This window comes from Streptomyces rugosispiralis (assembly GCF_024505145.1).
GTDB lineage: Bacteria > Actinomycetota > Actinomycetes > Streptomycetales > Streptomycetaceae > Streptomyces > Streptomyces rugosispiralis.
The window spans coordinates 40,007-51,864 of sequence record NZ_JANIAA010000026.1 but is presented as its reverse complement, the minus strand read 5'-3'; the positions used below and the strand labels follow the sequence as shown (position 1 = coordinate 51,864).

At 71.7% G+C, this 11,858-nt stretch carries 11 protein-coding genes and 1 pseudogene; 4 read left to right on the top strand and 8 right to left on the bottom strand.

Annotated elements, in window-relative coordinates; all coding sequences use genetic code 11:
- The first annotated feature begins 3 nt into the window (after window positions 1-3).
- On the top strand, window positions 4-612 hold the full coding sequence (locus NP777_RS30420) for a nucleotidyltransferase family protein (RefSeq protein WP_256653377.1): 609 nt from the start codon (window positions 4-6) through the stop codon (window positions 610-612).
- Between the two features lie 124 nt (window positions 613-736).
- A complete protein-coding gene (gene aceB / locus NP777_RS30415) occupies window positions 737-2,356 on the top strand; it encodes a malate synthase A (protein WP_256653376.1) in 1,620 nt (539 codons plus the stop codon).
- 50 nt (window positions 2,357-2,406) lie between these two features.
- On the opposite strand, the gene NP777_RS30410 is transcribed toward aceB, so the two are convergent.
- From NP777_RS30410 to NP777_RS30385, 6 genes and pseudogenes are all read right to left on the bottom strand, one after another.
- Window positions 2,407-3,777 carry an 8-oxoguanine deaminase gene (locus NP777_RS30410; protein ID WP_256653375.1) on the bottom strand — a complete coding sequence of 457 codons (1,371 nt, stop codon included), beginning with the start codon at window positions 3,775-3,777 and terminating at the stop codon, window positions 2,407-2,409.
- A 71-nt stretch (window positions 3,778-3,848) separates the two neighbouring features.
- Window positions 3,849-4,730, bottom strand: a complete 882-nt coding sequence (pucL, locus tag NP777_RS30405) for a factor-independent urate hydroxylase (RefSeq protein ID WP_256653374.1) — start codon at window positions 4,728-4,730, stop codon at window positions 3,849-3,851.
- A 5-nt stretch (window positions 4,731-4,735) separates the two neighbouring features.
- Window positions 4,736-5,074, bottom strand: coding sequence for a hydroxyisourate hydrolase (gene uraH / locus NP777_RS30400; protein WP_256653373.1), 339 nt, complete (start codon window positions 5,072-5,074; stop codon window positions 4,736-4,738).
- Window positions 5,075-5,175: 101 nt separating this feature from the next.
- Window positions 5,176-5,664, bottom strand: a pseudogene (gene uraD / locus NP777_RS30395) (2-oxo-4-hydroxy-4-carboxy-5-ureidoimidazoline decarboxylase); the annotation flags it as partial.
- Between the two features lie 107 nt (window positions 5,665-5,771).
- The gene (locus NP777_RS30390) at window positions 5,772-6,140 is read right to left on the bottom strand and encodes a helix-turn-helix domain-containing protein (protein WP_256653372.1); all 369 of its coding nucleotides are present in this window, start codon (window positions 6,138-6,140) and stop codon (window positions 5,772-5,774) included.
- Window positions 6,137-6,388 (bottom strand): hypothetical protein, encoded by a 252-nt coding sequence (locus NP777_RS30385; RefSeq protein ID WP_037949323.1) that lies wholly within the window; start codon window positions 6,386-6,388, stop codon window positions 6,137-6,139. Before NP777_RS30385 ends, NP777_RS30390 begins: the two co-directional genes overlap by 4 nt.
- Window positions 6,389-6,640: 252 nt before the next feature.
- Here NP777_RS30385 and NP777_RS30380 point away from each other — a divergent pair, with 252 nt between their 5' ends.
- Window positions 6,641-7,345, top strand: coding sequence for a hypothetical protein (locus tag NP777_RS30380; protein ID WP_256653371.1), 705 nt, complete (start codon window positions 6,641-6,643; stop codon window positions 7,343-7,345).
- A 101-nt stretch (window positions 7,346-7,446) separates the two neighbouring features.
- Window positions 7,447-8,217: a neutral zinc metallopeptidase gene (locus NP777_RS30375; protein WP_256653370.1), complete on the top strand. Its 771-nt coding sequence runs from the start codon at window positions 7,447-7,449 to the stop codon at window positions 8,215-8,217.
- A gap of 68 nt (window positions 8,218-8,285) precedes the next feature.
- On the opposite strand, the gene NP777_RS30370 is transcribed toward NP777_RS30375, so the two are convergent.
- Both NP777_RS30370 and NP777_RS30365 read right to left on the bottom strand, forming a co-directional pair.
- Complete coding sequence (locus NP777_RS30370) at window positions 8,286-10,010, bottom strand: AMP-binding protein (RefSeq protein WP_256653369.1); 1,725 nt, start codon at window positions 10,008-10,010, stop codon at window positions 8,286-8,288.
- 73 nt (window positions 10,011-10,083) lie between these two features.
- Window positions 10,084-11,850, bottom strand: coding sequence for an AMP-binding protein (locus tag NP777_RS30365; RefSeq protein ID WP_305890295.1), 1,767 nt, complete (start codon window positions 11,848-11,850; stop codon window positions 10,084-10,086).
- Window positions 11,851-11,858 lie beyond the last annotated feature (8 nt).

Sequence of the window (11,858 nt, the reverse complement as noted above, 5' to 3'; positions counted from 1 at the left end):
CCCATGGATCGCACAACGGAGGACTCCGCGCAGGTCGCCGGGATCGTACTGGCGGCCGGGGGCGGCCGGCGGCTGGGCGGGCGCCCGAAGGCACTTTTGACGCATCGGGGGCGGCCGCTGGTGGAGCACGCCGCGCACGCGCTGCGGGAGGGCGGCTGCGCCCCGGTGCACATCGTGCTGGGCGCCGCGGCCGGGACCGTACGGGCGCGGGCCCGGCTGGACGGGTACGTCGTGGTGGACAACCCCGACTGGGAGCAGGGCATGGGCTCCTCGCTGCGGGCCGGGCTCGCCTCACTGGCCGGTACGGGCGCGAAGGCGGCGCTGGTCGCACTGGTGGACCAGCCCGGGATCGGCGCCGAGGCCGTGGCGCGGGTGGCGGCCGCGTACCGCTCGCCGTCCACCCTGGCGGCCGCCGCGTACGGCGGGGAGCGGGGGCATCCGGTGCTGTTCGGCGCGGACCGGTGGGCGGATATCACGGCGAGTGCGGTGGGCGACCGGGGGGCACGCGCCTATCTGCGGGCGCATCAGTCCGCGATCACGCTCGTCGACTGCTCGAATATCGCCCGTACGGACGACATCGACACCCCCGAGGACTTGACGCTGCTGGAGTGAGGGGCGCCGACAGACAAGACAGCGGTTCAACAGAACATTGAACTTCCACCATGAGGAAATTACTATCCACAAAGCAGAGGCGCTGCGAGCGTCCAGCCCAGACTCGCCCGAGGAGTGACAGCCCATGTCCGCACCAGCGCCGTCCCCGCTGGCCATCGTCGACGCCAAGCCGCTGGAGCGTCAGGGAGAGGTGCTGACCGACCCGGCCCTGGCCTTCCTGGCCGAGCTCCACCACCGCTTCACCCCGCGCCGGGACGAGCTGCTCGCGCGCCGCGCGGAGCGCCGTGCCGAGATCGCCCGCACCAGCACCCTGGACTTCCTCCCGGAGACCGCCCACATCCGGGACGACCCGGACTGGCGCGTCGCCCCGGCCCCGCCCGCGCTCGAAGACCGCCGGGTGGAGATCACCGGCCCCACCGACCGCAAGATGACCATCAACGCCCTCAACTCGGGCGCCAAGGTCTGGCTCGCCGACTTCGAGGACGCCTCCGCCCCGACCTGGGCCAATGTGATCGGCGGCCAGCTGAACCTGATCGACGCCTATGAGCGCCGGATCGACTTCACCTCCCCCGAGGGCAAGAGCTACGCTCTGCGGCCCGACGACACACTGGCCACCGTCGTCACCCGGCCCCGCGGCTGGCACCTCGACGAGCGCCATCTGCGGGCCGCCGACGGCCGCCCGGTTCCCGGCGCCCTGGTGGACTTCGGGCTGTACTTCTTCCACAACGCCCGCCGGCTGCTCGCCCGGGGCCAGGGGCCGTACTTCTACCTCTCCAAGACCGAGTCGCACCTCGAGGCCCGGCTCTGGAACGACGTCTTCATCTTCGCGCAGGACCACCTGGGCATTCCGCAAGGGACGATCCGCGCCACCGTTCTGATCGAGACGATCACGGCGGCGTACGAGATGGACGAGATCCTCTACGAGCTCCGCGACCACGCCTCCGGGCTCAACGCGGGCCGCTGGGACTACCTCTTCTCGATCGTCAAGAACTTCCGCGACGGCGGCCCCGGTTTCGTCCTGCCGGACCGCAACGCGGTCACGATGACCGCCCCGTTCATGCGCGCCTACACCGAACTGCTCGTCCGCACCTGCCACAAGCGCGGCGCGCACGCGATCGGCGGCATGGCGGCCTTCATCCCCTCGCGCCGCGACCCCGAGGTCAACGCCGTCGCGTTCGACAAGGTCAAGGCCGACAAGGACCGTGAGGCCGGCGACGGCTTCGACGGCTCCTGGGTGGCCCACCCCGATCTGGTCCCGGTGGCCCGCGCCTCCTTCGACGCGGTCCTCGGCGACCGGCCGCACCAGAAGGACCGGCTGCGCGAGGACGTCCACGTCACCGCGGCCGAGCTGATCGACATCGCCTCGCTCGACGCCACCCCCACCCACCAGGGGCTGCGCAACGCCGTCCAGGTCGGCATCCGCTATATCGAGGCGTGGCTGCGCGGCCTGGGCGCCGTCGCGATCTTCAATCTGATGGAGGACGCGGCCACCGCCGAGATCTCCCGCTCCCAGATCTGGCAGTGGGTCAACGCGGGGATCGTCTTCGAGAACGGCGAGAAGGCCACCGCCGATCGCGTCCGTAAGGTCGCCGCCGAGGAGCTGACGGCGATCCGCGAGGAGGTCGGTGAGGTGGCCTTCGCCGCGGGCAGGTGGAGCCAGGCGCACGATCTGCTGCTGAAGGTCGCGCTGGACGAGAACTACACCGAGTTCCTGACGCTGCCCGCGTACGAACTGCTGGACTGACGCACTCCGCGATCGCACTCCACGATCGGACGTCAACGGGGCGCGAACGCTCAGTCGTCTTCCGCGATACGGGCCAGGCGCCGCGCCTCGGTGCGCGCCTCCCGGGCGATCTGGTCCTCGTCCACGGTGAGCAGCCGGCCAGACTCGACCACCGGGACGCCGTTCACCAGGGACAGGGTCACCGGGGCCGGGGCGCCGAGGACGAGGGCCGCGACCGGGTCGGCGATGGACGAGTGGCCGAGGCCGTCCAGCTTCCACAGCACCAGGTCGGCCAGTTTGCCCGGCTCCAGCGAGCCGATCTCCTCCTGGCGGCCGAGCACCCGCGCCCCGCCGTGGGTGCCGAGGCGCAGCGCCTGGCGGACGTTCAGCGCCTTCTCGCGGTGGCCGCCCAGCCGGTTGATCAGCAGCGCGTTGCGCAGTTCGGCGTGGAGCTCACCGGATTCGTTGGAGGCGGTGCCGTCCACGCCGAGGCCCACCGGTACGCCCGCGGCGAGCAGATCGGGGACACGGGCGATCCCGGCGGCGAGCCGGGCGTTGGACGAGGGGCAGTGGGCCACTCCGGTGCCGGTCCGGGCGAACGCCCGGATGTCGGTGTCGCTCATATGGACGCAGTGGGCCATCCACACGTCCTCGCCCAGCCAGCCGGTGGATTCGAAGTAGTCGGTCGGCCCCATCCCGAACCGCTCATGGCAGAACTTCTCCTCCTCCACCGTCTCCGAGCCGTGGGTGTGCAGCCGTACGCCCTTGCGGCGGGCCAGCGCCGCGGACTCGCGGAGCAGTTCGGTGGAGACGGAGAAGGGCGAGCAGGGCGCGACCGCGATCCGCAGCATGGCGTCGAACGCCGGGTCGTGGTGGGCGTCGATGGCCGCCTCGGTGGCGGCCAGCGCGTCCGCCGTGGACTCCACGGCGAAGTCCGGCGGCAGCCCGCCGTCGGAGGTGCCGAGGTCCATGGAGCCGCGGGCGGCGGTGAACCGCACCCCCAGCTCGCGTGCCGCGCGGATCTCGGCGCCCAGCAGATCGCCGCTGCCGCGCGGAAAGACGTAGTGGTGGTCCATGGCGGTGGTGACCCCGCCGCGCACCATCATCGCGAGCGAGCCGCGGGCCGCCGCGCGGACCATCGGCTCGTCGAGCCGCGCCCAGACGGGGTAGAGCGCGACCAGCCAGTCGAAGAGGTTGCTGTCCTGGGCCAGGCCGCGGGTGAGCCACTGGTAGAAGTGGTGGTGGGTGTTGACCAGGCCCGGGGTGACCAGATGCCCCGTGCCGTCGACCCGGCGGACGACGCCCTCAAGACCCTCGGGCGCGCGTCCCTCGCCGACCGACTCGACGCGGTTGCCCGCCACGACGACATGGCCGGAGGCGTACTCGGTGTCGTGGGCGTCCACGGTGGCGACGGCGCAGTTCTCGATGACGATGCGGTTCACGGGGCGTGGCCCTCCCGTCGTATCGGTCGGTGGGGATGGGTGGGGATGGGTGTGGGGATGTGCCGGATCGGTCAGTCGGTGGGGATCCGGGGCTCGGCGCCGTCCCGCAGCACGGTGGCCTCGATGAGCCCGTACGGCCGGTCGGCGGCGACGTAGACCTCGTTGTCGTTGGTGAGGCCGAAGGGTTCCAGATCGACCAGGAAGTGATGCTTGTTGGGCAGCGAGAGGCGTATCTCGTCGATATCCGGGCGGCGCTCGATCACCCGCGCGCCCATCTGATAGAGCGTCTGCTGGAGCGAGAGCGAGTAGGTCTCGGCGAACGCGCTCAGCAGATGGCCGCGCGCCTCGGCGTGGCCGTGGTCCCAGTCCGGCATCGGCCGGGTGTCCTCGCTCCAGCCATAGCGCCAGCGGGCGTGCACATCGGTGGCGAGGATCCGGTCGCGCGCCTCCGGGAGCGTGGTGTACCGGTCCTTCACATAGCCCCAGAACTCGGAGTCCGTGGTGTTCAGGACGGTGAGTCCGGTGAGCCCGGAGATCACCTCCCAGCGCTCGCCGTCGAAGGTGATCTGGGCGGTACGGACCTCCTGGCCGCGGCGGACGAAGGAGTGCTCGGCGCCCCCGGCCGTCCCGATCCGCTCCCAGGCGTACTCCTCGACGCGTATGCGGGCGCGGTGGATGGGCTCCTGACCGGTGACGAAGTGGCGGGCCAGCCGGATGCCGAACTCCTCGGCCGTGTCGATGCCGTGCTCCTTGGCGAAGGCGTACACGGTGTTCTTGGTGGTGTCGGTCGGCAGAACGTTGGCGTTGCTGCCGGAGAGGTGGACCGCGTCCATCTCTCCGGAGAGCGCCACCGAGACATTGAGGTCCTTGAGGTGGTGCACGGCACCGTCGCGCACCACCCGGACGACGCGGGTTTCGGCTTTGCCGTACTGGTTCGGGCCGAGCGTGGGCATCGGTGCTAGCTCCCTCGGTAGACGGAGTAGCCGAACGGGGTGAGCAGCAGCGGTACGTGGTAGTGCTCACCCGGCTCGACGGCGAAGGCGACCGCGACCTCCGGGAAGAAGGCGTGGGTCAGATACGGCCCGGTCTCGAAGCGCAGCCGTGCGTGGGTGGTGCCCTCGGGGAGTGCGGGCAGGTCCGCGCAGCGCCCGTCGGCGTCGGTGAGCGAGTCGGCGTGCGCCGTCCACTCCGCGCCGGGTCCCGAGCGGACGGACAGCTCGACGACCACGCCCACGGCGGGGCGGCCGATGCTGGTGTCCAGGATGTGGGTGGACACCGAGGTGGCGCCGCTCGCCATCACCGCTCTCCTTCCGCCGGGGCCCGCGGGGCCTCCAGGGTTCCCGTCAGCGATTCCGCCCGGTCTTCCGCCAGCGTTTCCGCCCGGTCTTCCGTCAGCGTTTCCGTCAGCCGGGTCAGCCGGATGCGGTTGATCTTTCCCAGTTCGGTGCGGACGATGTCGCGCTCGGTGTCCGCGTCGTGGTGGATCCGCTCGCGCAGCGCGGCCAGCATCTCCTCGCCGGTCCGGCCGGTGGCGCAGATCAGGAACACATGGCCGTGGCGCTCCTGGTACGCGAGGTTCAGCTCCAGCAGCTCCGCGCGCTCGGCGTCCCGTACCCCGCTCTGCTCCCGCGCCGAGGCGGCGCCACCCGGGGCCGGCCGTCCTATGGGCGGATGCGCGGCCGCCGCCTCGGCCAGGTCGGCGGCGGTCAGCCCGGCCATGGCCGCGTCGGCGGCGTCGAGCAGCTCCGCGACCGTGGCGTACGGCCGCCCGGCCGCCACCGCCGCGCCCCAGGCCCGGCTGGCGCACACCTCGCGCAGCAGCGCGGCGGCGTCCCGGTCGTCCACCGCGTTGAACCGGGCCAGCCCCGGCGGTGCACTGGTAGTCACACTCGCAAGCTAGGAGGCTCCCGCGCCGGACGTCAACAGTTTGTTGAAAAAACCAGGTGACGAGAGCCCGCCGCCGGTCCGTGGGAGGGGCGCGCAGCGGGGCGCGGTCAGTCCCCGCCCTTCTCGCGGTTGAGGTAGTTGTAGACGGTGAAGCGGCTCACTCCGAGGGCCCCGGCGACCGTCTCGACGCCATGGCGCACGGAGAACGCGCCGCGCTGCTCGAGCTGGCGGACCACGGACTGCTTGGTCTTGCGGTCGAGGGCCGCGAGCGGGCCGTGGCGGCGCTGGAGGTCGGCCAGGATGCGGTCGAGCGAGTCCGACAGATGCGGCAGCCTTACGGCGACAACCGGACGGCCCTCCCAGGAGAGCACCACATCGTCGCCCCGGGCCCGGTCGGGGGCGATCATCTCGCCGCCCATGGCGTCGACGAGCGGCTTCACCGCGGCGGCGAAGGGGTGGTCGGCCGGTACGCTCACGCCTCGGCCTCCCCGAGGACGCTGACCTGGAGCGAGATCCGGGTGGCACCGGCTTCGAGGGAGCTGCGCAGCAGCCGGTCGACGGCCTCGAGCACGGCCTCGGTCCCGCCCTCGGCCGTATTGCCGAAGGGGCCGACGTCCACCGCGTCCAGTGGGGCGGCCTGGACGGTCTCGCGGGCGGCCACCGCGTGCGGCGGCACCTCGTCGAGGTCGAACGGTTCGGTGGTGAACTCAACCCTCAATCTCACGCCGCCAACCTACTGCGTCCCGCCCAGGGTCTGTCGTCAAAGGGTGCGTCCGGCCGCGAGCAGGGGGCACCGCCCAGCGGTAGCCCGGGGGTGCCGTGCCAGGCGTCGGGAGCAGGGCGCCCGCTTTGACGACAGGCCTTAACACGGCGCCCCCGCTACGGGGGACAGAACGCCCAAGTCCCTCCCCGCGGCGGCCCGCTTCGGGGAGCATGGACCGATACCGCATCCGCCTTCCGTCCACGGAGCGCCCCGATGACAGACAACGTGCCGGTGCGTTGTCCCGCGTGCCGTCGCGAGCAGTCGTTCACGCCGCCCGCCTTCCCCTGTGCGTGCGGCGTCCCGGTCACCCTCCCCGTGCTCCGCGACGGCAGCCCGGAGGAGTTCGGCCACCGCACCTGGGAGAACCTCTGGGTGGCGGTGAACTGCCCGTCCTGCGGCCGCCAGGGCCACTGGCCGCAGCCGGAGCTCGGCTGCGACTGCGGCGCGGTGGTGCGCGTTCCCGTCGCCGCCGCGCCGCCCCCGGCCGGAGCGGGCGCGGCGGCCGGGACCGGCGGCCCGGTGGTGCGGCGCCCGGCCTTCCGGCCGGTCACCATCCGTACCGCGCGGGACGCGGTCACCGCCGCCGCGCAGTATCTGACGTGGCTCGGCTTCCACAGCCTGCGGCCCGCGGAGGACCGGGCGGTCTCCGGGGTGGACCTGTACGGGACGGGCGTGGTGGCCCAGGTCGATCCGACCACCCGCCCCACCGGGCTGCGGGACATCGAGTGCCTCTGGCTCAACGGGCTCCACAAGTCGGCGATGAGCGTCTGCTTCTCGCTCGCGGGCTACGCGCGGGAGGCGCGGACGCGCGCCGACGCGCTGCATCTGCCGCTGTTCATCATGGACCTCACCGGCACCCCACAGCCCGTCAACGACCCGGCGGACGCACTGATCCGGATGGGCCCGCCGGACGGCTGACCCGGTCGGCCCTTGTGCTCATGACCGGGGAACGCTTCCTTTGAGGGGCCGCCCTCCACCGTTCACCCGCCCCATCCGCTCGACCGGCCGGAGGCCGAACGATGGCTGTCCCGTGGTACCCGAGGTCATGCGCCGCTCTCGCCGCCGCCCTGACCCTTCTCCTGGTGACCGGATGCGGGGGCGGCGATGTGCCCTCGCCCGCGGTGGAGAGCTCCTCGCCCGCGGTGGGCCGCTCCTCGCCCGCGCCCGGACCGCTCTCCAGCTCGCCCGCCGCGCCGACCCCCGGTGCCGGACCCGACGGTGGAGGCAGCGTGGAGGAGGACATCCAGGCGGCGGTCTCCGTCACCAATACCTACTGGCAGACCCACTGGTCCCAGCTGTTCACCAGCGGCTACGGGCCGCCCCGGGTCGCGGGGGCCTACGACGGCGACACCCCCGGCACCCCGGTGTGCGGCGGTGCGCCCCTCCCGGACGACAACGCGGTGTACTGCCCGGACGGCGACTACATAGCGTGGGACATGGATCTGATGCGCTGGGGCCACGCGCGCGGCGACGCCTGGGTCTATCTGGTGATCGCCCATGAGTGGGGCCACGCGGTCCAGAACCGGCTGGACGCGGGACTGGTCGACCTGGCCCGTGAGCTGCAGGCCGACTGCCTGGCCGGGGCGGTCCTCTTCGGCGCCGCGCAGGACGGGACGCTCACCTTCGAGGACGGCGACACCGAGGAGTTGGCGGACGCCCTGACCGCGCTCGCCGACCGGACGCCGTGGACCGATGTCTCCGACCACGGCGACGCCTCCCAGCGGGTCTCCTACTTCAGCCGCGGCGCGCGATCCGGGGTGAAGTCGTGTCTGCCGACCGGCGTTCAGTGACGGCGACCGGCTGAAGGGCCGGGGCGCGGGGTGTGGGCCCCTGCTGTGGTAGAGGGGCCCGCATCTCATCAGCTGGGCGCGGCCTGGGGCTCGGCCCGCTCGGCAAGCGTTTCCGATCTGGCCGGATCGGCCTCGGACCGGGTCTCGGGCAGCAGCTCCCGGGCGGCCGTCTCACGCAGCTCGACCTTGCGGACCTTGCCGCTGACCGTCATCGGGAAGGCGTCCATGAGCCGCAGATAGCGGGGGACCTTGTAGTGGGCGAGGCGGCCCCGGCAGAAGCGGGCGAGCTCGTCGCGGGTGAGGGTCCTGGCGCCCTCGCGCAGGATGACGCAGGCCAGGATCTCCTCGCCGTACTTCTCGTCCGGTACGCCGACGACCTGCACATCCGCGATCTTGGGGTGGGTGTGCAGAAACTCCTCGATCTCCCGCGGATAGACGTTCTCCCCACCGCGGACGATCATGTCCTTGATCCGGCCCACGATCTGGACGTAGCCCTCGCCGTCCATCACCGCGAGGTCGCCGGTGTGCATCCAGCGCGCCGAGTCGATCGCCTCGGCGGTCCGCTCGGGCTCCTGCCAGTAGCCGAGCATCACCGAGTAGCCGCGGGTGCACAGCTCACCGCGGGTGCCGTGGGGCACGGTCGCCCCGGTCGCCGGATCGACGATCTTGACCTCGACATGCGGCAGCACCCGGCCGACCGTCGAGGTGCGGCGCACGAGCTCGTCATCGGGCCGGGTCTGGGTGGAGACCGGTGAGGTCTCGGTCATGCCGTAGCAGATGGACACCTCCTCCATGTGCATCTCGTCGACCACCCGCCGCATCACCTCCACCGGGCAGGGCGATCCGGCCATGATGCCGGTGCGCAGCGAGCTGAGGTCGAAGGTGGCGAAGTCCGGCAGGGCCAGCTCGGCGATGAACATGGTGGGGACGCCGTACAGCGAGGTGCAGCGCTCCCGTTCGACGGCGGAGAGGGTGGCGACGGCGTCGAAGGTGGGGGCGGGGATGACCACGCAGGCGCCGTGGGTGGTGGCCGCGAGGTTGCCCATCACCATGCCGAAGCAGTGGTAGAAGGGCACCGGCACACAGATCCGGTCCTGGGCGGTGTAGCGGACCGTCTCCCCCACGAAGAAGCCGTTGTTGAGGATGCTGTGGTGGGAGAGGGTGGCGCCCTTGGGGAAGCCGGTGGTGCCGGAGGTGTACTGGATGTTGACCGCGTCGTCGCAGCCGATCCGGGCCTCGCGCTCGGCCAGCCGCCCGGGGGCGACATCGGCTCCCGCGCGCACCAGCATGTCCCAGGTCCGGTCGCCGATGTAGATGACATCGCGCAGCGCGGAGCAGGCCGAGCGCACCTGCTCGACCATCCGGCGGTAGTCGCTGGTCTTGTGCTCGGTGGAGGCGACCAGGACCGAGATGCCCGCCTGCTGGAGCACATACCGCAGTTCGTGTACGCGGTATGCGGGGTTGATATTGACCATGATGGCGCCGATGCGGGCGGTCGCGTACTGCAACAGCACCCATTCGGGGCAGTTGACGGCCCAGATGCCGACCCGGTCGCCCTTGGCGACCCCCTTGGCCATCAGCCCGAGCGCGACCTCCTCCACCGACCGGCCGAACTCGGCGTAGGTCCAGCGGCGGCCGGAGGGGATGTCGACGAGCGCGTCGCGCTCGCCGTACAGCTCGACGGTACGGGCCAGGTTGGCGCCGATGGTGTCGCCGAGCAGCGGGAGGTCACCGACTCCACTGGCGTAGGAGAGCCCGGCTGGGCTTGGTGGGTCGGACGTCAGGTCGGTCATGGCAGCTCCTTGGTGGCACGGTCACGAACGCCTTCACGTTCGTGAGGGTGGGTCATCATATGAGCGTCAGTCATCAGATCTCCTCATGAAACTCGATACCGCCGCCCTGTGCCGTGCGTTCACGCAGCTCGATCCGGCGAATCTTCCCGGAAACCGTCTTGGGCAGGTCGGCGAACTCCAGTCGGCGGATCCGCTTGTACGGCGCGAGCACCGCCCGCGAGTGCGCGAACAGCGCCTTCGCCGTGTCCGGGCCGGGCTCCCAGCCCTCCGCGAGGACGATGTACGCCTTCGGCACGGCGAGCCGCACCGGGTCGGGAGCCGGGACGACGGCGGCCTCGGCCACCGCCTCATGCTCCAGCAGCGCGCTCTCCAGCTCGAACGGGGAGATCTTGTAGTCGGACGCCTTGAAGACGTCGTCGGCACGGCCGATGTAGGTGATGTAGCCGTCGGCGTCGCGCGAGCCGATGTCCCCGGTGCGGTAGTAGCCGCCCGCGGTGGCCTCGGCGGTGCGCTCCTCATCGCCCTCGTAGCCGGTCATCAGGCCGACCGGGCGGCCCTCGGCGCCGGTGAGGTCGAGGCAGATCTCGCCCTCCTCACCGGGCCGGCCGGTGACCGGATCGAGCAGGACGACCCGGAACCCGGGGGTGGGCCGACCCATCGAACCCGGCTTGAGCGGCTGTCCGGGGGTGTTGGCCACCTGGACGGCCGTCTCGGTCTGGCCGAAGCCGTCCCGGATGGTGACCCCCCAGGCGCGCCGCACATGCTCGATGACCTCGGGGTTCAGCGGCTCGCCCGCGGCGACGGCCTCCCGGGGCGGGGTGCGCAGCTGGGTGAGGTCGGCCTGGATGAGCATCCGCCAGACGGTGGGCGGGGCACAGAAGGTGGTGATCCCGCAGCGGTCCATCTCGGCCATCAGCCGGGCGGCGTCGAACCGGGTGTAGTTGTGGACGAAGACCGTGGCCTCGGCGTTCCAGGGGGCGAAGAGATTGGACCAGGCGTGCTTGGCCCATCCGGGGGAGGAGATGTTGAGGTGGACATCGCCCGGCTCGACCCCGATCCAGTACATCGTCGACAGATGTCCGATGGGGTATGAGATGTGGGTGTGCTCGACCAGCTTGGGGCGGGCGGTGGTGCCGGAGGTGAAGTACAGCATCAGGGGGTCGGTGGCGAGGGTGGGACCGTCGGGGGTGAAGGGCTCATCGTTCCCGGCACCGTCGCCCCCGGCACCGTCGGCCGTGGCGCCGTCGTCCCCGGCACCGTCGGCCGCGGCGCCCGCCGCACCGTTCACCGTGATGGCGGCGGTCCCGGCGTCCTCGTAGGCGAGCCAGCCCTCGGGCGCGCCGCCGACCGCGATCCGGGTGTAGTCCCCGGCCACATCCGCGAACTTGCCGGTGTCCCCGGCCCGCACGATCACGTGCCGCGCCCGGCCGCGCTCGATACGGTCGGCGAGGTCGAGCGGTCCGAGCAGCGGGGTGGCCGGGATGACCACGGCGCGCAACTTCATCGCGGCCAGCGCGGTCTCCCACAGCTCGGCCTGGTTGCCGAGCATGACCACGATGCGGTCACCGGCCCGTACGCCCCGCTCGCGCAGCCAGTTCGCGGCCCGGTTGGAGCGGCGGCGCAGCTCCTCGAAGGTCAGGCGGATCTCGCTGCCGTCCTCCTCGACGATGTGCAGGGCGGTACGGTCACCGGCACGCCCGGCGATCCCGTCGAACCAGTCCAGCGCCCAGTTGAACCGCTCCGGGCGGGGCCAGCGGAATCCCTCGTACGCCGCCGCGTAGTCCTCGCGGTGGCCGAGCAGGAAGTCCCGTGCCGCGCGGAAGTCCTGGGCCGAATTCATCAGATTCC